Here is a 22262-nt window from a genome sequence, read left to right as displayed (position 1 = left end):
TTTAAGATCTATTACATTGGTAAATATAAAAATGGAACTTGGTATTGTATGTCTTTGAACGTAAGTAACATTTACACATTATTTCCATCTAACAAAGCAAAATTCCTCAAAAGGTATGAAAACGAGTTATGTTTTAAAAAGAATTCACAGAGCTGGTGTATTAAATTAATTGATAACGCTTGGCATATCTTAACTCTTAGTGATGGAAAAGTTATAGAAAGTATAAATGCATCAGAATATCAGGCTTGTCTTCTATTTTTATATTTATGCCAAGTGATAACTACTGACCAGCCTAACCAAGCTAAAATATTATGTATGGATAGAGATTATTGTTTTGCTGAAAAAAATGGTGAATATCTATTAGAAGCCGGAGTAATGGTAAATACTCATGGGGAATATTTTTTAGATATAGAGCTAAATAAAGAAGAAATACAAAGATTTAAAGAAGATGGATTTAGGTTTATTGACTTATTGTTATCCGAGATTAGGGATTCTAATCCCCGTTATAATAACTCTAAATTTTCTCATAGAAATCGAACTGATTGGTACGTAAGCTCTCAAGAGTTAAAGGATTGGCAAGAACTCCAAATTATAGAAAAACCAATAATTATAGAAAAGCCTACTTATCAAGAGCCGAAGAAAAATGGAACTAAAATAGTTATGGTTTTTGTAGTTTTAATTTTTATCTTTTATATGATCTTTTTTCAGTTTTTGACTTTTGGTAAGAATTACTAAAATTAACATAATAGGTGCTATGCGCAATAATTTTTTATTTCTATATAAATCATTAACTTAATAATTATTAAATAGCCCAATCCTAACCGGTTGGGCTATTTAAATGACTTCTCATGTTTAAAGCTTATTATTTAAGCAATGTTTCACTGTTTTGACTGGCTTTCTGTATAGATCTCAGTCAAGCGCTTGCACTTTTTAAATGATATAAGTGTTTTAGAAAAGAAAAAATAGCTGCGGGTAACTTTGCTGTTACGCCAGTATTAGGTCTATTAATTATAAGTTGTTAATTTTTGACATTAAAAAGCCCCATGGTTAGGGGCTAGTCGTATGCGCATCTAAGGCGCACACTGTAAGAGGCTCATCTCATACTTCGCGTATTAAAGCACAAAAGATGAAAAGCGGCCAGCGCTTTCAGCTCAGCCCGTATTGCTTTTGCCTGTATCGCAGCCATAGCGGGTAAATTTTGATTTAAATGATTGAAAATAAAAGACTCATCATATACATATAAGAGCTGAAGCTTTTTCTTCACTTTTGCAGGATGCCTGATGAAAAATTTAGAAGATCATAAAAAAATTGCCATATTAATTGATGCTGACAACACGCAATGCAAGAAACTTAAAGTTATTTTAGAAGAGCTGAATGCGCATGGGCATGTCATTACCAAAAGGGCTTATGGCGACTGGTCATCTGACTATTTGAAAAACTGGAAAAGCTCGCTGAATGAATTGGCTATTCAGCCGATACAGCAGTTTTCCTATACCAGCGGCAAAAATGCCACAGATGCGTCGATGATTATTGATGCAATGGATCTGCTTTATTCCAAAAAATATGATGCATTTGCGCTGGTGTCCAGCGACAGCGACTTTACCCGCCTGGCGGCCAGAATCCGGGAGGAGGAGCTGTTTGTCTTTGGCGTTGGTGGCCAGAAAACGCCATTAGCTTTCAGAAATGCCTGCGATGACTTTATTTTCATCGAAAACCTAAAAGGCGATGAGTCCGCAGCTGCAGGGCCTGCAACGGCTGATGCTGAACATAAGCCTGCCGGACAGGAAAAACCGAAAGATATTCAAACACTGGTTTCATTTTTAAATAAGGCTTGGGAGCAGTATCAGGATGATGAGGGCTGGGTGAATATCGCTGCTGTCGGAAATTTTTTAAAGCGGGTCAAGCCGGATTTTGACCCGAGAAGCTACGGCTATCAAAAAATCCCGCAAATTGTTGAAAAGCTAGGCGATGATTTTGAAATGACTAAATATCCGGGCAAAGGGACGGTATCCATTATTGCATACCGCCCGAAGCATGCTAAAAGCCGCATTGCCTGAAAAAACTGTGCGGCGCAGCTTTTATTCAATCATCAGCAGGTCGGCGCTGTTGGCCTGCTTTAACGGCCTCAGCGCAAAGACTGAACGGGTATGGCGGATGCCTTTCATGGAATACAAATTTTTACGCAGGAAGCGCTCATAGTGTTCAGCGTTTTTGACGGCGACTTTAACTAAATAGTCATAGTCGCCGGTTACCAAATGCGCTTCCACCACTTCCGGCATATTGGCCAGCGTATCGCTGAACTGTTCCAGAATTTCGTCATCATGGCGTTCCAGCGTAATTTCAATAAAGAACAGCTCATTAATGCCAATGGCTTTCGGGTTGATGTTGGCGGTATAGCCTTCAATAATCTTTGAATTTTCCAGCCGCTTTAAGCGCGTCCAGCAGGGCGAAGAGGAGAGGCCGACTTTTTCAGCCAGCTGCGTTACGGTCAGGCGGCCGTCTTGACGGAGTTCAGATAAAATGCGCCGGTCAATTTTATCTAAAGCGTAGCGACTGTCATTCATGGGGTATTCCTGAGAATAATTTTCTTAATAATGGATATTTTGTGAAAATATTTCCTGATAATTCTAGAAAATCAGCAAATAAAAGAGAAACATTTGGGGCGGGCAATCGCTAAAATAAACTTATTCAGTCAAAGCCATTTGGGAGATTGGCTTTGATGTGCAGACAGCGCCTTTACGGGGAAGGGTGCCTTTTAAAGGCGCTGTCTGCGAACTTATTTACCGCACTTTTTACTGCTTCACCTGTCTTTGCTTAAGCCAGTAGGTCAGGGTTAAGCAGCCAACCCAAAGCGGAATCAGCGCAACCGCAATGCGCATGTCCGGCGTCAGCCACATCACCGCTAAAATGCCCAGCATAAATGCAATGCAGATGTAATTGCTGAAAGGGTAAATCAGCGCAGGGAACAGGGTCGGCTTTTTCAGCGCCAGCATGCGCTGCTTAAACTTCAGATGGGTCAGCGCCAGCATCATCCAGTTAATCACAATCGCTGCAACTACTAGGCTCATCAGCAGCTTAAAGGCTTTTTCCGGAAATGCGTAATTCAGCACTACGCACAGCAAAGTCACCAGTGCAGAGCATAAAATCGCTGCGTAAGGAATGCCGCGCCGGTTGATTTTCTTTAAAAACTGCGGGGCATTGCCCTGTTCCGCCAGCCCTAAGAGCATGCGGCTGGTGCCGTAGCTGGTGCCGTTATAGACAGAAATCGCCGCGGTTAACACCACAAAATTCAGCACAGTCGCCACGCCTTGGCTGCCCAGAGAGTCAAAAATCAACACAAAGGGGCTGCCGCCTTCCGCAATTTGATTCCACGGAAACAGCGAGAGCAGGACAATAATGGTCAGCACATAAAACAGCAGAACCCGATAAACAATCTGGTTGACGGCTTTAGGAATGGTTGTAGCCGGATCTTTGGTTTCCGCAGCGGCGATGCCGACCAGCTCAATTCCGCCAAAGGAGAACATAATGATCGCCATCGCCATGATCAGGCCGGAAATGCCGTTGGGGAAGAAGCCGCCTAAGGCCCATAAGTTGGAAATTGATGCGGTTTCGCCGCCTTGGCCGCTGGCCAGCAGCCATGCGCCATAAGCAATCATGCCGATGATGGCCAGAATTTTAATCATGGAAAATAAAAATTCTGTTTCGCCAAAGACTTTAACATGCAGCAGATTAATGGCATTAATCAGTACAAAAAAGCCAAGCGCTGAAATCCAGGTGGGAATTTCAGGCCACCAGTACTGCACATACAGGCCGATTGCGCTGAGCTCCGCCATGCAGACCAGAACGTTCAGCACCCAGTAGTTCCAGCCGGACATAAAGCCGGCAAATGGGCTCCAGAACTTATAGGCAAAATGGCTGAAAGAGCCGCTGACAGGTTCTTCAACCACCATTTCGCCCAGCTGGCGCATCATGAAAAAGGCAATTAGGCCGGCCAGCGCGTAGCCGAAAATAACCGAGGGGCCAGCCAGTTTAATGGTTTGAGAAATGCCTAAAAATAGGCCCGTACCGATAGAGCCGCCTAAAGCGATCAGCTGAATATGGCGGTTGCTCAGCCCATGCTTAAGCTGGCGTTGCTGTTGTGCAGACATGATTCATCCATCTCTAGCGCATGCAGTGCGGAAAAGCATGCGCTATGACTTAATAAAAATTCGTGATGGAAATATAATATTTATTTATTAATTAATAAAATTAAAATTATCAATAGCCGAGGTTTTTTGCCCAAATGGCAGGGCTTGACGGCGAAAATAAAGCCAGCCAAGCGTATTGCGGCTTAGGCTGGCGGTTATTGGGCGAGGTGTAGGCAGCTTTAAGCCTGCAGCTGGGCTGCAATTGCAGGCCACAGGTTCTGATGCGAGGTTTTGAACATCAGCATATGGCCAATGCCTTTATGGCCGTATGCGGCAGGCTTCAGCTCAATCATGGCGGTTGGCGCATTCGGGTACAGGCGCAGCAGGTCTTTGACATTGGCTTCTGTGGCAATCTCATCATCTGAAGACCACAGCGCGGTAATCGGCGCCTGCACTGCTGCATGGAAATCTTCATGCACGGTTCGGCCAATGGCGTTGATGACATAGCCCGGCTTGCTGCAGAACTGCGCCCATTGGCGGGCAACGTCTTTAGGCAGGTTTTCGCCCATGCCGATGGCATTGGTTGGCCCGTAGCCCAGAGTTAAGCGCGCCACGGGGAAAATGGCCTTGAACATAAGCGGCGCCAGCAGCTTGGTGCGGCCTTTCAGGTTTCTGACATGGCCGGTGGAGCCTGAAACAGCAATGACTTTGGCTACTTTATTGTGGTTTGGAACAATGCCCAGCAGCTGCCCGCCGGCGCTGTGGCCCAGCAGAATGACCTGTTCCGCGCCGGTTTTATTTAAAAGCGTGTCAATGGCTGCTGGAATATCCAGTTGGCCCCATTGCACAATGCTGGCGCTGGATTGGCTTAATGGCCCGTGCAAAGAGTCGCCAATGCCGCGGAAATCAAATACCAGAACATCGTATCCTTGTTCGCTGAGCCAGACGGCAAAGCTGTGGTAGAACTGCTTGGTAATGCCGGTTGCGGGGCAGATCAGCACGGGCAGGCTGTTCGGATTTGCGGCGCGCTGCGCATAAAAGCGGGCGCTTAAGCTGTAGCCGTCTTTACAGGTCAGGGTAAATGCTTCAAATTGAGCCATAATTATTCATAAAAAGTTGATCTTATCGCTGTTACTGTACACAAGTTCCAAAAAGAAACTTGAATGGTTTGTGACTTTAAAGTCAGTGCGGATCTCAAAATGCAAAGGGAAATATAGAACGATATGGATGCAGTGCAATTCACCGCAGCGGTAAAGCTGGCGGTTCTTTTCAGCGGAATTTTCCTGTGGACAGGCATGCTGACAGGCGTCTGGAAATACTGGCAGATCCGGCAATCTGCGCAGTCCCGCGCGCACTATTATGTGGATATTGCGCACCGGAGCAGCCTGCTGTATGCGCCAGCCTCGCTGATTCTGGCGGTTTTGGCTTATTTTTCGGCTTTTTCCGCAGGGCTGAATCTGCTTTGCGTGGCCATCAATCTGGTATTTTTCTCTTTTTCAATTTTAAGCTATACGCTGCACGGCTGGCTGCAGGATACCTCCAATCAGTTTAAAACGCCGCACCGGCTGGGTGAAAAAATGACTTTGCCGAACTGGATGATGACTGGCGCCATACTGCTGCTGGTTGCGGGAGAGGTCGGGGCGACAGCGCTGCTGCTGCTGGGAACGGGCTGGAATTTTTATGCATAGCCTGAAATGCGGGCGTAGGATTTAAAGCCTGTCAGTTAAGACATTGACTAGCTTTTTCTTTTTTAAATTCAAAATATTATTTGATACACGGAAGTGTCATCCGCAACCTGAGCAAGAACAAAAGCAGTGCTTTTGTTCGAAGCGCAAGGCGAAGCAACAAAACAAAGCACTGCTTTGTTTGCAGTGCAAGGCGAAGCGGTGGTCTTTGAAATGGACTGTTTTTGCGACGAAAGCTGTTCAAGTGCAGAAAGTGAACAGGTTTCGCGGTGAGGCGCACTGCGCCGCAAGATGCTTTCCTTGCGAAGCTCCGCTTCTCATTTAGCTAATGAAAAACACTGTTTCGCAAGGAACAAAACGAGCTCCGAATATTGAATTTACAATGGTAAGACTCCGCCGTGAATAGCCCAAAAAAGTTAAGACGTTTACGGCAAAACTCCTTAGTTGATCAATATTAGGCGCAGAGTCTGCTTTAAAATGGGGCAGTGGCTAAACGGCTTCTGTAAATAGATGCTATTGAGTTTGTGTTTTCAGGATTGCAGATTTTTTGAAGAAAGATTTGATTTTTTGCGCTTTTTTTTAGATGGATGACGGATCATCCATCTGTCTTGTCTTAGACATAATCAGAGTTTTTCTGCTTGCGGTACTTTTCATCAATCGCCGCCCAGAGGAAGAAAGCGAATGAGACAATCAGCGCATAGCCAAAGTATTCAAGCCTTAAGTTTCCCTGCATTAAGCCTTGAAGCAATAACGTAAGCATCAGCGCAATAGTGGTGCTTAAAAAAGTCACCATATTCTTATTGGCTTTTAGAGCGTTAATGAAGAATTCTTTATTGAAATGTATTGATAACATCTCCACCCCTCCTTTTGTTGTTTACTGCTGAAACCTGATTGTTTCAGTAAGCATTACATTTACAGTTTTACTGCTTATTCAAAAGCATTTCAATAGTAAATGTCATTATTTTGTCATATATCTATGTTAGATCATAGTCTATACGTAATACCATTATTAATTTGGTAAATACTGCATATATTGGCGCGCTATGGGTTGGGTTAAGAAAAATGAATGCAATATCTACCTATCATAAGGCAAGCAATATATATGCCAAAAGCATAAATTTGCGGAACGGAATAGAATAGGCGCTGACTGCGCAGAAAGAATGGAGGAAATGTAAGTGTTGTTTGGACTAAGGTAATTGAATTTTAATTATTTTGGAATCAGGCGCTGCAGGCCGCGTTATTTTTGGCGACCGCTGGCGGCTGGAATCTGGCCGCTTCAGAATAGGGCGCTGCCGCCGATACAGTGAGACAAATAAAAGCACATTTGGATAAAACATAGCAATTATTGGTCATCGTAAAATCGTCATTTGGGTAAAAATCAGATTTTAGGCGCATCGCTGGAAGGTTATTTTCTAGCTTTGTCAATCACTGCAGCAATCACAAGAACAATCACAGATGGAATAAACCACGCTAAGCTTTGCTCATTCAGCGGCAAGTTCTGCAGGAATGCAGGCAATACATCATCAAAACCGGCAACTTTCATTCCGTCAAAAATGCCGAAAATAAGCGCAACTGCTGTAACCGGCATCATCACGCGGGATGGCTGGTTCCAGAATTTTGTGCAGAAGCTCAGCAGAATCACTGCAATTGCTGGCGGATAAATTGCGCTTAAAACCGGCACAGAAACAGCAATCAGCTTGGTCAGGCCTAAGTTTGAAATCAGCAGGGAGAAGCCGACCAGAATGAAGACAAAGACTTTGTAAGGAATTTTAGTCAGGTTCGAGAAGTATTCCGCACAGGCGCAGGTGAGGCCAATAGCAGTTACCATGCAGGCAATGAAAATCATCGCGGAGAGGAAATACGCGCCCATATCGCCAAATGCGTGCTGCACATAGGCATGCAGGATCACTGCGCCGTTGGCTGCATTTGGAGCATATTCATGGCTGCCCATGCCCAGTTTAAACAGGCTGACATAGACCAGCGTTAAGCCGATGCCGGAAATGATGCTGGCAATCACCGCATATTTCGTCACCAGTTTTTTGTCGGTTACGCCGCGTGAGGTAATGGCTTTCACAATCACAATGCCGAAGACCAGTGCGCCTAAGGTGTCCATAGTCAGGTAGCCATTGACAATGCCTTCAGAAACAGGGCTGCTGACATAGTTGTCAATTGCAGGCGGCACATCGCCGGTTGGAATTAAGAAGGCGGAAATGCCTAAAACCACCAGAGCCAGAATTTTCAGCGGCGAAAGGAAGTAGCCGACCGTATCTAAAATTTTGTTTGGATACAGGCAGACCACAGTCACCAGCGCAAAGTAGACAATGCTGTAAATCAGCAGGCTGCTGGATGAGTCGCCAAAGTAGGAAGAAAAGCCGATTTCATAAGAAACGGTTGCGGTACGCGGTGTCGCGAATAAAGGCCCTACAGCTAGGTAGCACACGATTGTCAGCACAATGCTGGCAGCTTTGCCAAGCGGTGAGCTTAACAGCTGAATGGAGCCTTCTACGCGCGATAATGCGACAATGGTGATAACAGGCAAGCCAACTGCAGTGATTAAAAAGCCTAAAGCAGCCAGCCAGACATGTTCACCGGCTTGCTGAGCCACAATCGGTGGAAAGATAATATTGCCTGCGCCAATGAACAGCGCAAAGGTCATAAAACCTAGGGCAACAATATCTCTTGTACGGAGATTTGTCATAAAATTAAAGGAGAAGAATCAGTCAAAAGAGGCAATTTTAGTGCAATTGCAATGATTTTTGGAGTTTATTTTATGGATCTTATTAATTTTTTTTATAATATTAAAAATCAATATATCGGAGAATAAAATTCTGTTTGATGTAGATGGTTGATTATCGGTATAAAATATAAAAAATTATTATAAAATATAGGTTTGCATAGTTTTTTATGAATTTCCTGATGCCGGTTCAATTGCCTGCAAATTGCGCAGAGCGGCGTCCGGCCTGCGGGCGCAATTGTGCGGGCCGGGCGCGCAAAAAAGCAAAAAAGATTGAAAAGGTCTATAATCAGCAGCATCTTATTTGAGGATGTTGCAATGAAGGCTTCCAATATCACGATTAAAACTGAGCAGGATATCGAAAAGCTCCGTATTTCGGGGCGTTTGGCTGCGCAGGTTTTGCAGATGATCGGGGAGCATGTCAAGCCGGGTGTGACGACTGAATATCTGGACGACATCTGCAATGATTTTATTGTCAATACTTTAAAGGTCATTCCTGCAAACGTCGGCTATTACGGCTATACCAAAACCACCTGCATTTCGCCGAATGAAGTTGTCTGCCACGGCATTCCATCGGCTAAAACGGTTTTAAAAGACGGCGACATCATCAATATTGACGTGGCGATTGTCAAAGACGGCTATTTTGGCGACACCAGCCGCATGTACTACGTCGGCGCGGTTCAGCCTGAAGCCAAGCGCCTGGTTGAAACCACTTATGAAGCCATGGTAGCCGGCATACATGCCGTCAAGCCGGGCGCAACGCTGGGCGATATCGGCCATGCGATTCAAACGGTGGCGCAGCGCCAAGGCTATACGATTGTGCGCGAATACTGCGGGCACGGCATCGGCAAGATTTACCACGAGCAGCCGAGCGTACTGCACTATGGCCAGCCGGGCCAAGGCGTGACGCTGAAAAAAGGCATGGTGTTTACCATTGAGCCGATGGTGAACGCTGGCAAGGCGCGCACCAAGGAACTGAAAGATGGCTGGACTGTGGTGACTGCAGACCGCTCTTGGTCTGCGCAGTGGGAGCATATGGTTGCGGTGACCGATGACGGCTTTGAGCTGCTTTCGCCGTGGCCGGAAGGCACGGGCAGCTACCCGGCGATTTAAGCAGAAAAACTGATATAAATAAAAGAGTTGCGACTTTAGTCTATAAAATCTGCGCTGCAGGCAGATAAAGATGAATTAGCAATAAGTCTATATGGATGAATGCTTTAACAGCAATGCTTTCAGGAAAACAGCTGCTCCGGCTTAGAGCAATTTCCTATTTAACTGAAAGCAGTTTTCTTTGTATTCTTGCTTTAACAGATTCTGCTGTAGTTTCTGTATTTTAAGTTTCAGCTTATCCTTCGTGGGTAAGCTTTTTTTTGCCTTAATCTTTTGCCTTGGTTAAATTTTCAACCAGATAGTCAATAAATACCCGCACTGCCGGCAGCAGGCCGCGCCGCGAAGGGTAGACTGCATGGAAGATGCCATGCGGCGCTTTCCACTTCGGCAGTACCCGCACCAGCGCGCCGGATTTTAAGTGGTCGTTCACAATGCTGTCCGGCAGCAGGGCAATGCCGCAGTCCTGGCAGGCCAGCTGCGCCAGCATGCTTAAATCTGAACCCATAATGACCGGGTTGACCCGGATCTTCTTTTGATTGCCCTGATCATCGTGCACCACAATATGCTGGTCTAAATGCTCGTCCGCCATGCTGAGGATATGATGCTGAGCCAAATCTTCCGGCTGCTTTAGATCGCCGTATTGATTCAGATAGGCTTGACTGGCGAATAAGTGCTGCTCAATGGTTTCAAATTTGCGGATCACTAAATTCGGGTCATCGTCCAAATTGTCGCGCACCCGGAGCGCCAAATCGAAGCCTTCATTGATGATGTCGACACGGCGGTTGGTCACCATCATCTGAATTTTGATTTCCGGATACATTTTCAGAAATTTCGGCAGAATTCTGGCAATGTCATTTTGCGCAATGGAAACTGGCAGGCTGATTTTAATCACGCCGCGCGGCTTGGTGCTTAAGTGGTCAACCAGATCATGGGCAGCTTGGGCCGCGTTCATCATCACCTGCGCATGGCGGTAGATATTCATGCCGATATCGGTTACGGCAAAATGCCGCGAACTGCGCTGAATCAGGCGCACGCCTAAGCGTTCTTCCAGATTGTAAACCCGCCGGCTGAGCTTGGACTTGGGAATGTCTGTCGCGCGTTCGGCAGCGCTGAAGCCGCCGTGTTCCACCACTTGGGCAAAACAGTAAAAATCATCCAAATCGCTGAGCATCTTAATATTCCATATTTGCAACAATATTGGCAAATTAAAATTAATCGTTTCATTTTGTCAAATGATACTTGTTATTCAGCGGCCTAATGCATTTTTCCAGACTAAAGTCGCCTTCGAAACGCGGTGGAATGCACGTAGCATGTCGGGTTAAACTGGCCTTAAGCGCTGAACCGGAAAAAAGGAATGCCGGCGGCGCATGCAGTTGACTTGAGCAGTATCATGCAGGCCATAAAAGCCATGAGGATGTGTCATGGAATTAAGACATTTACGCTATTTTGTCGCTGTGGTTGAAGCGCAAAGCTTTACCAAGGCCGCCGAAAAATTATTTATTGCGCAGCCGCCATTAAGCCGCCAAATTCAAAATTTAGAACAGGAGCTGGGCGCGCCTTTGTTTGAGCGCGGCAGCCGGCCGCTCCGTACCACGGCGGTCGGGCATTTTTTCTATCAGCAGGCGCTGAAGCTTTTATCCAATGCGGAAGAAATCAAGCTGATTACCCAGCGCGCCGGCATGACTGAGCGCACCATACAGCTGGGTTACAGCAGCTCCTTGCTGTGCGGCCTGCTGCCCCGGATTGTTTACCTGTTCCGCCAGCAGCATCCGAACTTAAATATAAAGCTGCTGGAGCTGAACGGCATGGCGCAGATTCAGGCGCTGAAGGAGGGGCGGGTCGATGTCTGCTTTGGCCGGGTGCGCATTTCAGACCCGGCGGTCAAGCGGGTGCAGCTGCGTGAAGAGCGCTTAATGGCGGCGGTGCATTCCAGCCATCCTTTTGCCAATCAGCGCCGCCCGATTTCGCTGGCGGAGCTGAATGACGAGCAGATTTTTTCTTATCCGTCGCAGGCCGGCCCGGGCTATGCTGTGCAGGTGAAATCGCTGTTTCTGGAGTATGGCTTGGAGCCGAAACGCTTTGCGGTACTGGATTGCCTGCAGCAGTCGCTGGGCATGGTAGCGGCTGGTGAAGGCATCTGCATTGTGCCGGAATCGGTCAAAATGATGCAGTTCAGGCATGTCAACTACCTGCCGCTGGCGGACAGCGCTGCCGTCAGCCCAATTTACCTGATTGTGCGCAACGATGACGAAGGCCAATATACCCGCCCATTATTTGACTGCGTATATCAGGTTTATGATTTGGAGGCGATTGAATACGACCGCCGGGTTTTTTAAAAATCAGCCTGCCGGTTTCCATTGCGCAAAATGACATTGCCAGAATTTTAAAGTTGCGGCTGGACTTGATGGCTGATATGCCGGGCTTGGCGGGATTTTTGCGCTGGCTCATGCTGCAGCCACCGCATTTAAAAGCGCAAATGCCTGCGTTGAAGGCTTAAAAAATTAAGGAGCTTATGATAAAGCTCCTTAACTGATCAGGATTGTGGTATGCGGCAGGCTTTTAGCGCTGCCTGTGACAATTAAGCATTTTCACGTGCAATGGCGCGGTAGCCAATGTCTTTGCGGTATTGAACGCCATCAAAAGTCACTTTTTCACAAAGTTCTAATGCTTTTGCTTGTGCTTCACCAATGGTATTGCCCAATGCGGTTACGCAAAGCACGCGGCCGCCGGCCGTTACGATCTCGCCATTTGCATTTACAGCAGTACCTGCGTGGAAGACTTTGGCATCGGTCATTTCGGTGTCTAAGCCGGAAATTACGTCATCTTTGCTTGAAGTTTCAGGATAACCCTTAGATGCAAGGACGATGCCGACGGTTTTGCGCTCATCCCATTCAGCTTCCGCCGGCAGGTTGCCTGCGATGCCGGCTTCAACCAAATCCACCAACGATGATTTTAAGCGCATCATGATCGGCTGGGTTTCAGGGTCGCCGAAACGGCAGTTGAATTCAATCACGCGCGGCTGACCTTGATCATCAATCATTAAGCCTGCATACAGGAAGCCTGTGTATACGTGGCCATCCGCCTTCATGCCGTCAACGGTCGGGCGCATGACTTCTTGCATCACGCGCTCAAACACTTCAGCTGTTACGACAGGCGCAGGTGAGTAAGCGCCCATGCCGCCAGTGTTCGGACCTTGGTCGCCTTCAAAAATGCGCTTGTGGTCTTGCGAAGTCGCCATCGGCAGAATGTTGTCGCCGTCAATCATGCAGATGAACGACGCTTCTTCGCCGGCAAGGAATTCTTCAATTACAACGCGGGAACCGGCATCGCCGAATTTGTTGCCGGCCAGCATGTCATCAATTGCATCAAAAGCTTCCTTATTGGTCATGGCGACAATTACGCCTTTGCCGGCAGCCAGGCCATCAGCCTTGATTACAATCGGCGCGCCATTTTTTTCAACAAATGCTTTGGCCGTGTCTACTTCGGTAAATACGTCATAGAATGCTGTTGGAATATTGTGGCGCTTCAGGAAGTGTTTGGCGAATGCTTTGGAGCCTTCCAGCTGCGCAGCGAATTGGGTTGGGCCCCAAACTTTAACGCCGGCTTCACGGCAGGCGTCCACCACGCCATTGACCAGCGGCGCCTCAGGGCCGACGATGACTAAATCAACCGCATGGCTTTTGGCAAATTCGATAATCGCGGCATTGTCTAAAATGCTTAAGCCTACGTTTTCGCATTTGCTTTCGGTTGCTGTGCCGGCATTGCCTGGAGCAACAAAAACTTTCGCTACTTTATCGTCTTGCGCGATTTTCCATGCAAGCGCATGTTCACGGCCGCCATTACCCAAAACTAAAATATTCATCTTCAAAAATCCTTTAGAAATAGAATCCCCCTAAATCCCCCTTTATAAAGGGGGACTCCCTTCGTTCTATTATGATATAGAAAACCCTCCTTTATTAAAGGAGGGCTAGGGAGGATTGAAAAATTAATTAATGGCGGAAGTGGCGCATGCCGGTGAACACCATTGCAATGCCGGCTTCATCGGCTGCGGCAATAGTTTCTTCGTCGCGCATAGAGCCGCCCGGCTGGATGATGCACTTGATGCCGGCTTTGGCTGCATTGTCAATGCCGTCACGGAACGGGAAGAATGCGTCAGACGCCATAACTGCGCCTTCAACCACGAGGCCGGCATGTTCTGCTTTGATGGCTGCAATGCGGGCAGAGTTGACGCGGCTCATCTGGCCTGCGCCTACACCGATGGTCTGGCGGTTTTTTGCATAAACAATTGCGTTGGATTTCACGTATTTCGCAACTTTCCAGGCAAAGATCATGTCATCAATTTCTTGCTCAGTTGGCGCACGCTTAGTTACCACTTTAAGATCATCTTTGGTGATCATGCCTAAGTCTTGGTCTTGAACAAGCAAACCGCCGTTTACGCGCTTGTAGTCAAGCTGTGCTTGGCGGGCATCAATTGCAGGAAGTTCGCCGCAAACCAGCACGCGGACATTCTTTTTCGCGCCAGTGATTTCCAGTACGCCGTCAGCGATGCTTGGCGCAATGATGACTTCAACAAATTGGCGGTCAACAATGGCTTGCGCAGTCGCTGCGTCTAATTCGCGGTTGAATGCAATGATGCCGCCGAAAGCGGATTCAGGGTCAGTCGCATAAGCTAGGTCATAAGCTGTTTGAATGCCGTCCAAAGACACTGCAACGCCGCATGGGTTAGCGTGTTTAACAATCACGCATGCCGGCTTGGCGAATGATTTCACGCATTCCAGCGCTGCGTCTGTATCGGCAATGTTGTTATAGGAAAGCTCTTTGCCTTGCAGCTGCTTGGCTGTTGAAACTGAAGCTTCAGAAGCGGTGTCTTCTACATAGAAGGCTGCTGCCTGATGCGGGTTTTCGCCGTAACGGAGATCTTGCGCTTTATTCAGTTGTGTATTGAAAGTGCGTGCAAATTTGTCTGCCTGGCCTTCTTCCTTGCCTACGCGGGCGCCTAGGTAAGAAGCAATCATGCCGTCGTATTGCGCAGTATGCTCAAAGGCTTTAACCGCCAGATCAAAACGTGTTGCATGAGATAAAGCGCCATCGGCTTTAAGCTCGGCAATCACTGCTGCATAGTCAGACGCATTCACCACAATGCCGACAGAGGCATGGTTTTTCGCCGCAGCGCGAACCATGGTTGGGCCGCCGATGTCGATATTTTCAATCGCGTCAGCAAGCGAGCAGTTCGGCTTGGCGACAGTAGCCGCAAAAGGGTAGAGGTTTACAACAACAAGGTCGATTGCGTCGATGTTGTGTTCAGCCATTACCGCTTCGTCTAGACCGCGACGCGCCAGAATGCCGCCATGGATTTTCGGATGCAGAGTTTTTACACGGCCGTCCATCATCTCTGGGAAACCCGTATGCTCTGAAACTTCAACTACGGCGACATTATTGTCTTTCAACAATTTGTATGTACCGCCAGTAGATAAAATTTCTACCCCAAGAGCAGCAAGGTTTTGTGCAAATTCAACAATACCAGTCTTGTCAGAAACAGAGATTAAAGCGCGTTTAATAGTCATGATCTTCGTCACAGTTTTCAAGTGCAGATTAAAACAAAAATAGGCAAAATTCAGGTTAAAAAAAATGCCTGCGGAAGCCGCAAGCATTTTATCATTTATTCACTCATTAAACCGTGAGCTTTCAACTTTTTACGTAAAGTCCCGCGGTTGAGTCCGAGGATCTCGGCTGCGCGCGTCTGATTGCCGCGCGTATATTCCAGAACTACAGATAAAAGAGGTTTCTCCATTTCTGCCAGCACCATGTCATATACCTGAGAAGGCTGTTCGCCTTGCAGCTGTGCAAAGTAATGACGAACTGCGCGGTCTACGTGAATACGCAGAGCGACATCAGATTGTGCAGTAAAAATAGGAGATTTGCTATTCATGCGAATTAATCCGAAAAAATCAGGTATCACTTGGGTAAAGTGATATATAAAAGTGGTCTAAAAATTCAATGAACTCTGTTTTAGATCCTAAAACTAGAGTTCTAAAACGTGTACATTACAATTTAGCTTAGCTTGCCACAACTCAGGAAATTGATCAGAATTTAAGCGTAACAATAGATTAATATTTGTTACAGGCCAAAATCAAACAAAAAAAATCTGCTCAATACGCAATATTATCTAAAGCGCATTTGGCGGGATCGTATTTTTTGTGAAAAATTAGTGAGGAGTTTGCAGTGCAAAGCTTTCGTGGCGCGTATCATACCATTGTCTTAGAAAAAGTGAGCAAGAAAACTGCATTTTTTTTTAATTTTTTTGCAGTTTTTAATAGGTTTTTTCAATCTTATGGATGAATTATTTCTAAATTGTAGCTGTCGAAGCTTTTGCGGTCGACAGGAAGCTTAAATTTGAATTTGAACGGGCTGTTGGTTGGAATGCGCTGAATGCCGGAAAGGCTGTCTGTCAAATATTCCTGATGCTGCAGCGTGTAGGTTGCAAATACAGCGCCGTGTTCTTTAAGCTCAACACGGATCACCGGCAGGGCTAAGCTGCGGTCATGATAGTTGACCAGCTGGCCTTTGAATTCCACTTCGTTTTTGGAAATTGCGCGGACTTTTACTTTTTTAGTGGTGATTAAATTGTAATGCGCTTGAAGTTTAGAGCAGTTGAAAACTTCGCAGACGGCATTAAATGAAGCGCCCATAACCGGACTGTTTTTTAAATACTGCGGATTGAACCAGAAAAACTGGAACAGCAATGTGCCAATCAGCAGGAAATTCACAGCAGTCCAGGCTGCATAATTCAGCACGCTGCGCTTTTTCTCGGTATCGGCTTTGTCTGTCCAGTTCAGCGCCGGAAAATTGCCGATCGGCTCAGTGCTGAAGTAGTTCAGGTTGTTTAAATAGGTTTTCAGGTCAATATTGGAGTTTTGAACTTTATCTTCAAAAAGATCCAGCAGGCCGCGCGGCTGCTCACGGCAGCTTTGCACCGGCGCATGCTCAAAGCTGAACTTGGAAAGGTCAATTTGAGCTGCCGGCGTAAAAGCGCCATCTGAAGCCCGCGGTTCAGCTGCAGCATGAGCCGCGGAGGCTTTGTCTGCAACCAAATAGCTTAATGCATTGAACGAAGTTGAGCACTTAGGGCAGCAGACCATGCCTTGCGCAACGGTCAGCTGAGCGACCGTTACTTTGTAGGTGGTGGAACAAGTTGGGCAGAATGTCTGTTTATTGCTCATAAGTGCTTAAGGTAATCTATTAATGCTTGTGGCGCTTTCCTGAGATCCGGCACCAGTGTTCTTCACGATGTTCGACCTCTAATATATCAAAATATTTTGAGTAAATGCTAGAAACATCAGCAACTTGTTCTTCGATGACGCCGGCAAGTGCGAACTCTCCCTCAGATTTCACCAAAGCTGCGAACTCAGGCGCAAGCTCCATGAGCGGGCCGGCCAGAATATTTGCAATCAAGATGTCTGCTTGCTGGCCTTTGAAGGCCTCGTTGAATTCTTCCGGCAGGCCGACATATAGATTTTCCAGCACGCCATTCAGTTCGGCATTCTGTTTTGTGGCATGAACCGCCTGCGGGTCAATGTCAGTGGCATAGACTTTTTTGGCGCCGAGCAGCAGGGCCGCCACGCCTAAAATGCCTGAACCGCAGCCGTAATCAATGACAACTTTATCTTTAACATCGGTTTTGCCCAGCCATTGCAGGCAAAGGAAAGTTGACGCATGGTTGCCTGTGCCGAAAGCCAAGCCCGGGTCCAGCTTAATGTTCACCGCATCAGGTTCCGGCGCTTCCATCCATTCAGGAACGATCCAGTATTTTTCCGCAATCTGAATCGGCTCATAAGCGTCCATCCATGTGCGTTCCCATTCCTGATCTTCAATCAGCTCGCTGCGCAACGGCGCTTCAGGCAGCTGCGCCTTAATAAAGGTTTCCAGCGCTTCAACATCAATTTCTTCGCCGTCTTCCTGCGCATAAATGCCGGTAACAATGACTTTATTCCAAAGCGGCGTTTCACCCGGCAGCGGTTCCAGCAGTTCCTGATTCTCAGCATCATCCAAAGTTACACTGACTGCGCCCATAGAGCTGAGCAGGGTTTCGGTGTAATCGACTTGCGCTTGATCAACAGTAATATGAATTTGTAACCACTTCACGGGAAGAACCTAAATTGTTATGTAAAAGGCTATTGTAGCGGAACTCGGCATTCAGCGCCTATAGCTTATTGCCTGAACGCTGAAAATAAAGGATGCGCGAAAGCGCTGGCTGCTGCGGATGTTTAAAGCGCGCTCTTTTCGATACGCGGCAAAGGGTGCATTGACCGGAAAAGCCTGATCCGCTGCGGCGGGTTAAATTTTGGAAGTTTCCGCGCCTGTCATTAAATGGCCGCCTTTGCGGGTTAGGATAAAGCCAAAAAACATGGCGAAAATGTACATGAACAGGGAATATACGCCGGCAGGAATGGCAATGGCGGTATTGGACAAAACCGACAGCGCAATGGTCATGGAAATGGCGGTATTATGAATGCCGATCTCAAAGGTGCAGGCGCGCGCCTGCTTTTCAGGAATTCTGGCCAGATGCGGCACCAGATAGCCGATAAATAGGCTTGAAAAGCAGAAGATGGCTGTGGCGATGCCGACATCGGCGAAATACAGCACGACATGGTTTTTTTCCTTAAACAGCGCGTAAATGAAAATGGACGCTAAAAAGAACGCTGACAGCAGGCGCATGGGCCGGTTCAGCTGGTAGGCAAGCGCCGGCGCCGCAGAGCGCAGCAGCATGCCAAGGCATACGGGAATCAGGATAATAAGAAAGACCTGCGCGATTTTTTCGACCGGCATGCCGATTGCGGTTTTTTCACCTAAAAAATGCAGCAGGGATAGATTGACAATAAAAGGCAGGGTAAATGTGCAGATGACTGAATTGATGGCGGTCAGGGTGATGTTCAGCGCCACATCGCCTTTATAGATATAGCTGAACAGGTTGGCTGTCGGCCCGCCCGGAGAAGCGGCCAGCAGCATCAGGCCAACGGCGAGCAAAGGCGGCAGGTTCAGCACTTTGCAGATTAGGAAAGCGATTGAAACTAAAATAATCAGCTGGGTGAAAAGCGCCAGAAAAACCACTTTAGGGTAGCGCCCGATGCGCATGAAGTCTTTAACAGAAAGCTCTAAGCCCAGGCCCATCATCATCAGGGCCAGCGTTACGGGCAGAAAAAAAGCAAATAACCCCGAATCCATGGAATATCCTTTTTTTTATTTTCGTCCTTAATTAGGCGTATTTTGAGTGTAAACCAGTTTTTTAAATAAGCAATAAATAAAGCGGGCAAAACATTGTTTGGCCCGCTTTTTGCAGCAGTGTGGCGGCGGTTAAGCCACCGTAACGCAGGGGATTATTTAGGGCGGGGCGCTTCAAAGCCTAAGGCGCATTTGCCTTTAACTTCCATGCCGTCAATGGTGACCGATTTTACGCCGGTGTCGCTGTCGCAAGCTGAATAGAGTTCGGCTTCATCGCCTTTAATCATGGCGTGTTTGCCGGATGCAAAGAATTGCGGTTCGCATGTGCCGTTCCAGATAATGCCTCGGTAAGCAAAGCTGACCGGCGCGCCTTGTGATTTGCCTTTGCAGACTTGCTGATATTTTTGAGCATTGTAAACCGTTTCAACTTTGTCATTTGCAGAGGCTGCAAATGGCGCTAAACATAAACCGCAGAGAATCGATGACAGAATGACATTCTTATGCATGATTGTTGTCCTTATGGTTTCTAACGGGCCTATCTAACAGGATAAAAAACAAGCAAAATAAAGCAACATTGATCAGGTAACTTTTACTTTAAAATTGTTTCATTTTGCTTAAATATGCAATTCTTAACGGCAAAAGATTGCCGGATGAAAACCGCTGTGCTAGGCAAATCACAATAAAATCGACTTATTCTGTCAACTTATGCATGAAGTTTTGCTATAATACTTGGTCATTATTTTTTAACTCTCTCAATACCACTATGCATTATCCTAAAGTTTACGATGTCATTGTTATCGGCGGCGGTCACGCGGGTACTGAAGCGGCGCTGGCTGCGGCGCGCATGGGCCGGCAGACGCTGCTTTTAACTCACAACATTGAGACTTTAGGGCAGATGAGCTGCAACCCGGCTATTGGCGGCATTGGCAAATCGCACCTTGTGCGTGAAATTGACGCGCTGGGCGGCGCAATGGCGCTGGCTGCTGACAAAGGCGGCATTCAGTTCCGCATTTTGAACTCGCGCAAAGGCGCGGCGGTGCGCGCAACCCGCGCGCAGGCTGACCGCGTGCGCTATAAAGCCGCCATCCGCGACACTTTGGAAAATCAGGCCAACTTGGATATTTTCCAGCAGGCGGCTGATGACCTGATTGTGGAAGGCGATACCGTTAAAGGCGTTGTGACGCAAATGGGTATCCGCTTTGATGCGAAAACGGTGGTATTGACAACAGGCACATTCTTGGGCGGCGTAATTCATGTCGGCTTGGAAAAATCCAGCGGCGGCCGCGCGGGCGATCCGCCTTCAATTTCATTGGCTGCCCGCCTGCGCGAATTGAATTTGCCGGTCGGGCGCCTGAAAACCGGCACGCCGCCGCGGATTGATGCGCGTTCAGTGGATTTTTCCGTCATGATTCCGCAGCCGGGCGATTTTCCATCGCCAACCATGTCTTTCATGGGGGATGCTTCAATGCATCCGGAGCAGGTAAACTGCTATATCACGCATACCAATGAGCGCACGCATGACATCATCCGCGGCGGCTTAGACCGTTCGCCGATGTACACGGGCGTAATTGAAGGCGTAGGCCCGCGCTACTGCCCGTCAATTGAAGACAAAATTCATAAATTTGCTGATAAAGATTCGCATCAGGTGTTCTTGGAGCCTGAGGGCCTGGATACGCATGAGCTGTATCCAAACGGCATTTCAACTTCGCTGCCGTTTGATGTGCAGTTTGAGCTGGTGCGCTCAATCCGCGGCATGGAAAATGCGCACATTCTCCGCCCGGGCTATGCTATTGAATATGACTACTTTAATCCGCAGGCGCTGAAGTTCTCTCTGGAAACCAAAGCCATCAATAATCTGTACTTTGCTGGCCAAATTAACGGCACGACGGGTTATGAAGAAGCCGGCGCGCAAGGCCTGCTGGCTGGCTTGAACGCCGCGCGCCGCGCATGGGATCAGGAGCAGTGGACGCCGAAACGCGATGAAGCCTATATGGGTGTTCTGGTGGATGACCTGATTACTTTGGGCACCAAAGAACCGTACCGCATGTTTACTTCACGCGCGGAATACCGCCTGATGCTGCGCGAAGACAATGCGGATCAGCGCTTAACCGCCATTGGCCGTGAAATGGGGCTGGTGGATGATGAGCGCTGGACAGCTTACTGTGAAAAAATGGAAGCGGTAGAAACTGAAAAAGCCCGCCTGCAGCATCTCTGGGCTGCGCCAAATAACCCGATGGGTAAAAAGTTTGTGGAAATGACCGGCGCTGACCTGTCTAAAGAATGTTCTGCAATTGACCTGCTGAAACGTCCAAACATCAACTTTGCGCAAATTGCTGAGCTGACAGGTTCGGAAGTATCGCCGTTTGTTGGCGAGCAGATTGAAATTGCGGTGAAATATGAAGGCTATATCAACCGCCAGCAGGAAGATGTTGCGCAGATGAAGCGTCTTGAGGAAACGAAAATTCCTGCAGATTTTGCTTATGATGCGGTTTCAGGCTTGTCGCGCGAGATTACCTTGAAATTGAAAGATATACGTCCTGAAACATTGGCGCAAGCCAGCCGTATTCCGGGTGTGACGCCGGCTGCAGTGCAGCTGGTGATGATCACCATCCGCAAGAATGCTCAGGCGAAGAAATCCGCTTAAGCTGAAGTGCTTAAAAGCCTGCGCAAGCGGGCTTTTTTATGCGGAAAATATGCTGTTGTCTAAACGAATATGCCAACGGCAATGGTTTATTAATAGGGTAGGCCTTACAGCAAGAAAGTTGTCAGGATTAAAACTGCGGTTGCGCTGGGAAATGAACCGATACAGCAGCATGCGCTGCAGGACTGTATTACGGCGGTGATGCGATTCCTGAATCATGGCTTAAGCAATCAAGTGCAGGAAGGAAAAATCTGGCGGAGCGAGTATTGAATCAGCGGATTAAAAAACTGAAATATTGCGCATTAAAAAAGGCTGGATTTTAACAATCCAGCCTTTTTAAGTTTTAGGCAAGGAACCAAGTGTAATAGCCCCAGAGCATCAATGGCCAAGCCAGATAAGGGCTAAACAGCCATTTCCACAGCCAGAACCTTGGGATGAATCCGATGCCGTGAATAAAGCCGCCGGAAATGCCAATCATGATGTACATCATGGCGCGGTGGCTGTATTCACCGTTGGCATCCAGCATGGCTGCCGGATGCAAGAGGAGTACCGCTGCAAGAGGCAATGCCAGCAGAAACGAAATGGCCATTGCGAATTTATTCGGCTTTTTTTCCTCTGTTGTCATTGCTGCCTCAGTCATGGTTTATTCCTCATCAAGATCTTGGTGATGCTCTATATAAAGTGCACTCAGCACACCTGCAAAGCAAGCCATCAAAATGCCGAGAATCCATGCAAAATACCACATA

21 protein-coding genes are annotated in these 22262 nt (G+C 47.4%); 6 read left to right on the top strand and 15 right to left on the bottom strand.

Going from position 1 to position 22262, the window contains the following annotated elements:
• Positions 1-48 precede the first annotated feature (48 nt).
• Both RSA72_RS06340 and RSA72_RS06335 read left to right on the top strand, forming a co-directional pair.
• A complete protein-coding gene (locus RSA72_RS06340; RefSeq protein WP_332623544.1) occupies positions 49-735 on the top strand; it encodes a hypothetical protein in 687 nt (228 codons plus the stop codon).
• A 545-nt stretch (positions 736-1280) separates the two neighbouring features.
• Complete coding sequence (locus RSA72_RS06335) at positions 1281-2057, top strand: NYN domain-containing protein (protein ID WP_332623543.1); 777 nt, start codon at positions 1281-1283, stop codon at positions 2055-2057.
• 21 nt (positions 2058-2078) lie between these two features.
• Here the strand turns inward: RSA72_RS06335 and RSA72_RS06330 are convergent, their stop codons facing one another.
• The 3 genes from RSA72_RS06330 to RSA72_RS06320 all read right to left on the bottom strand — a co-directional run bounded on the left by RSA72_RS06330 (position 2079) and on the right by RSA72_RS06320 (position 5227).
• Positions 2079-2564 (bottom strand): Lrp/AsnC family transcriptional regulator, encoded by a 486-nt coding sequence (locus RSA72_RS06330; RefSeq protein ID WP_332623542.1) that lies wholly within the window; start codon positions 2562-2564, stop codon positions 2079-2081.
• Positions 2565-2792: 228 nt separating this feature from the next.
• Positions 2793-4148 (bottom strand): amino acid permease, encoded by a 1356-nt coding sequence (locus RSA72_RS06325; protein ID WP_332632893.1) that lies wholly within the window; start codon positions 4146-4148, stop codon positions 2793-2795.
• A gap of 218 nt (positions 4149-4366) precedes the next feature.
• Positions 4367-5227 (bottom strand): alpha/beta hydrolase family protein, encoded by an 861-nt coding sequence (locus RSA72_RS06320; protein WP_332624729.1) that lies wholly within the window; start codon positions 5225-5227, stop codon positions 4367-4369.
• A 123-nt stretch (positions 5228-5350) separates the two neighbouring features.
• Here RSA72_RS06320 and RSA72_RS06315 point away from each other — a divergent pair, with 123 nt between their 5' ends.
• Positions 5351-5815, top strand: a complete 465-nt coding sequence (locus RSA72_RS06315) for a hypothetical protein (protein ID WP_332632892.1) — start codon at positions 5351-5353, stop codon at positions 5813-5815.
• Positions 5816-6425: 610 nt separating this feature from the next.
• Here the strand turns inward: RSA72_RS06315 and RSA72_RS06310 are convergent.
• Together RSA72_RS06310 and brnQ are read right to left on the bottom strand one after the other, a co-directional pair.
• Positions 6426-6665 (bottom strand): hypothetical protein, encoded by a 240-nt coding sequence (locus RSA72_RS06310; protein ID WP_332624140.1) that lies wholly within the window; start codon positions 6663-6665, stop codon positions 6426-6428.
• Positions 6666-7217: 552 nt separating this feature from the next.
• Positions 7218-8510: a branched-chain amino acid transport system II carrier protein gene (gene brnQ, locus RSA72_RS06305; RefSeq protein WP_332624141.1), complete on the bottom strand. Its 1293-nt coding sequence runs from the start codon at positions 8508-8510 to the stop codon at positions 7218-7220.
• A 354-nt stretch (positions 8511-8864) separates the two neighbouring features.
• On the opposite strand from brnQ, the gene map reads away from it, so the two are divergent.
• The gene (gene map, locus RSA72_RS06300; RefSeq protein ID WP_332624142.1) at positions 8865-9659 is read left to right on the top strand and encodes a type I methionyl aminopeptidase; all 795 of its coding nucleotides are present in this window, start codon (positions 8865-8867) and stop codon (positions 9657-9659) included.
• Positions 9660-9921: 262 nt separating this feature from the next.
• Here map and RSA72_RS06295 read toward each other — a convergent pair whose 3' ends face one another.
• Positions 9922-10827 (bottom strand): LysR substrate-binding domain-containing protein, encoded by a 906-nt coding sequence (locus RSA72_RS06295; protein WP_332624143.1) that lies wholly within the window; start codon positions 10825-10827, stop codon positions 9922-9924.
• Positions 10828-11077: 250 nt separating this feature from the next.
• Here RSA72_RS06295 and RSA72_RS06290 point away from each other — a divergent pair, with 250 nt between their 5' ends.
• Positions 11078-11992: a LysR family transcriptional regulator gene (locus RSA72_RS06290; protein WP_332632891.1), complete on the top strand. Its 915-nt coding sequence runs from the start codon at positions 11078-11080 to the stop codon at positions 11990-11992.
• A 242-nt stretch (positions 11993-12234) separates the two neighbouring features.
• Here RSA72_RS06290 and purD read toward each other — a convergent pair whose 3' ends face one another.
• From purD to RSA72_RS06255, 7 genes are all read right to left on the bottom strand, one after another.
• Positions 12235-13518, bottom strand: coding sequence for a phosphoribosylamine--glycine ligase (gene purD / locus RSA72_RS06285; RefSeq protein WP_332632890.1), 1284 nt, complete (start codon positions 13516-13518; stop codon positions 12235-12237).
• A 127-nt stretch (positions 13519-13645) separates the two neighbouring features.
• Positions 13646-15220, bottom strand: a complete 1575-nt coding sequence (gene purH, locus RSA72_RS06280) for a bifunctional phosphoribosylaminoimidazolecarboxamide formyltransferase/IMP cyclohydrolase (RefSeq protein ID WP_332632889.1) — start codon at positions 15218-15220, stop codon at positions 13646-13648.
• A gap of 95 nt (positions 15221-15315) precedes the next feature.
• Positions 15316-15585 carry a DNA-binding transcriptional regulator Fis gene (gene fis, locus RSA72_RS06275; protein ID WP_001086304.1) on the bottom strand — a complete coding sequence of 90 codons (270 nt, stop codon included), beginning with the start codon at positions 15583-15585 and terminating at the stop codon, positions 15316-15318.
• Positions 15586-15985: 400 nt separating this feature from the next.
• Entirely contained in the window at positions 15986-16876 is an 891-nt protein-coding gene (locus tag RSA72_RS06270; RefSeq protein WP_332624538.1) for a DUF3426 domain-containing protein, read from the bottom strand.
• 19 nt (positions 16877-16895) lie between these two features.
• Entirely contained in the window at positions 16896-17798 is a 903-nt protein-coding gene (gene prmA / locus RSA72_RS06265) for a 50S ribosomal protein L11 methyltransferase (protein WP_332624539.1), read from the bottom strand.
• A 192-nt stretch (positions 17799-17990) separates the two neighbouring features.
• The gene (locus RSA72_RS06260; protein WP_332624540.1) at positions 17991-18878 is read right to left on the bottom strand and encodes a bile acid:sodium symporter family protein; all 888 of its coding nucleotides are present in this window, start codon (positions 18876-18878) and stop codon (positions 17991-17993) included.
• Positions 18879-19030: 152 nt separating this feature from the next.
• A complete protein-coding gene (locus tag RSA72_RS06255; protein WP_068910850.1) occupies positions 19031-19381 on the bottom strand; it encodes a hypothetical protein in 351 nt (116 codons plus the stop codon).
• A 257-nt stretch (positions 19382-19638) separates the two neighbouring features.
• Between RSA72_RS06255 and mnmG the strand changes: the two genes are divergently transcribed.
• Positions 19639-21519 carry a tRNA uridine-5-carboxymethylaminomethyl(34) synthesis enzyme MnmG gene (gene mnmG / locus RSA72_RS06250; protein ID WP_332632887.1) on the top strand — a complete coding sequence of 627 codons (1881 nt, stop codon included), beginning with the start codon at positions 19639-19641 and terminating at the stop codon, positions 21517-21519.
• 340 nt (positions 21520-21859) lie between these two features.
• Here the strand turns inward: mnmG and RSA72_RS06245 are convergent, their stop codons facing one another.
• On the bottom strand, positions 21860-22156 hold the full coding sequence (locus tag RSA72_RS06245) for a cyd operon YbgE family protein (RefSeq protein WP_332624668.1): 297 nt from the start codon (positions 22154-22156) through the stop codon (positions 21860-21862).
• 3 nt (positions 22157-22159) lie between these two features.
• Complete coding sequence (gene cydX / locus RSA72_RS06240) at positions 22160-22261, bottom strand: cytochrome bd-I oxidase subunit CydX (RefSeq protein WP_002120988.1); 102 nt, start codon at positions 22259-22261, stop codon at positions 22160-22162.
• Position 22262: the final 1 nt, after the last annotated feature.

The sequence above is a fragment of the Acinetobacter sp. genome (genome assembly GCF_036659555.1).
Classification (GTDB): Bacteria; Pseudomonadota; Gammaproteobacteria; order Pseudomonadales; family Moraxellaceae; genus Acinetobacter.
This window is presented reverse-complemented; position numbering and strand designations above follow the sequence as displayed.

What these genes read in the sequence shown, in the direction of transcription:
- RSA72_RS06340 (WP_332623544.1), top strand. Translation starts at nt 49, where the DNA reads ATGTCTTTGAACGTAAGTAACATTTACACATTATTTCCATCTAACAAA.
- RSA72_RS06335 (WP_332623543.1), top strand. Translation starts at nt 1,281, where the DNA reads ATGAAAAATTTAGAAGATCATAAAAAAATTGCCATATTAATTGATGCT.
- RSA72_RS06330 (WP_332623542.1), bottom strand. Translation starts at nt 2,564, where the DNA reads ATGAATGACAGTCGCTACGCTTTAGATAAAATTGACCGGCGCATTTTA.
- RSA72_RS06325 (WP_332632893.1), bottom strand. Translation starts at nt 4,148, where the DNA reads ATGTCTGCACAACAGCAACGCCAGCTTAAGCATGGGCTGAGCAACCGC.
- RSA72_RS06320 (WP_332624729.1), bottom strand. Translation starts at nt 5,227, where the DNA reads ATGGCTCAATTTGAAGCATTTACCCTGACCTGTAAAGACGGCTACAGC.
- RSA72_RS06315 (WP_332632892.1), top strand. Translation starts at nt 5,351, where the DNA reads ATGGATGCAGTGCAATTCACCGCAGCGGTAAAGCTGGCGGTTCTTTTC.
- RSA72_RS06310 (WP_332624140.1), bottom strand. Translation starts at nt 6,665, where the DNA reads ATGTTATCAATACATTTCAATAAAGAATTCTTCATTAACGCTCTAAAA.
- brnQ (WP_332624141.1), bottom strand. Translation starts at nt 8,510, where the DNA reads ATGACAAATCTCCGTACAAGAGATATTGTTGCCCTAGGTTTTATGACC.
- map (WP_332624142.1), top strand. Translation starts at nt 8,865, where the DNA reads ATGAAGGCTTCCAATATCACGATTAAAACTGAGCAGGATATCGAAAAG.
- RSA72_RS06295 (WP_332624143.1), bottom strand. Translation starts at nt 10,827, where the DNA reads ATGCTCAGCGATTTGGATGATTTTTACTGTTTTGCCCAAGTGGTGGAA.
- RSA72_RS06290 (WP_332632891.1), top strand. Translation starts at nt 11,078, where the DNA reads ATGGAATTAAGACATTTACGCTATTTTGTCGCTGTGGTTGAAGCGCAA.
- purD (WP_332632890.1), bottom strand. Translation starts at nt 13,518, where the DNA reads ATGAATATTTTAGTTTTGGGTAATGGCGGCCGTGAACATGCGCTTGCA.
- purH (WP_332632889.1), bottom strand. Translation starts at nt 15,220, where the DNA reads ATGACTATTAAACGCGCTTTAATCTCTGTTTCTGACAAGACTGGTATT.
- fis (WP_001086304.1), bottom strand. Translation starts at nt 15,585, where the DNA reads ATGAATAGCAAATCTCCTATTTTTACTGCACAATCTGATGTCGCTCTG.
- RSA72_RS06270 (WP_332624538.1), bottom strand. Translation starts at nt 16,876, where the DNA reads ATGAGCAATAAACAGACATTCTGCCCAACTTGTTCCACCACCTACAAA.
- RSA72_RS06260 (WP_332624540.1), bottom strand. Translation starts at nt 18,878, where the DNA reads ATGGATTCGGGGTTATTTGCTTTTTTTCTGCCCGTAACGCTGGCCCTG.
- RSA72_RS06255 (WP_068910850.1), bottom strand. Translation starts at nt 19,381, where the DNA reads ATGCATAAGAATGTCATTCTGTCATCGATTCTCTGCGGTTTATGTTTA.
- mnmG (WP_332632887.1), top strand. Translation starts at nt 19,639, where the DNA reads ATGCATTATCCTAAAGTTTACGATGTCATTGTTATCGGCGGCGGTCAC.
- RSA72_RS06245 (WP_332624668.1), bottom strand. Translation starts at nt 22,156, where the DNA reads ATGACTGAGGCAGCAATGACAACAGAGGAAAAAAAGCCGAATAAATTC.
- cydX (WP_002120988.1), bottom strand. Translation starts at nt 22,261, where the DNA reads ATGTGGTATTTTGCATGGATTCTCGGCATTTTGATGGCTTGCTTTGCA.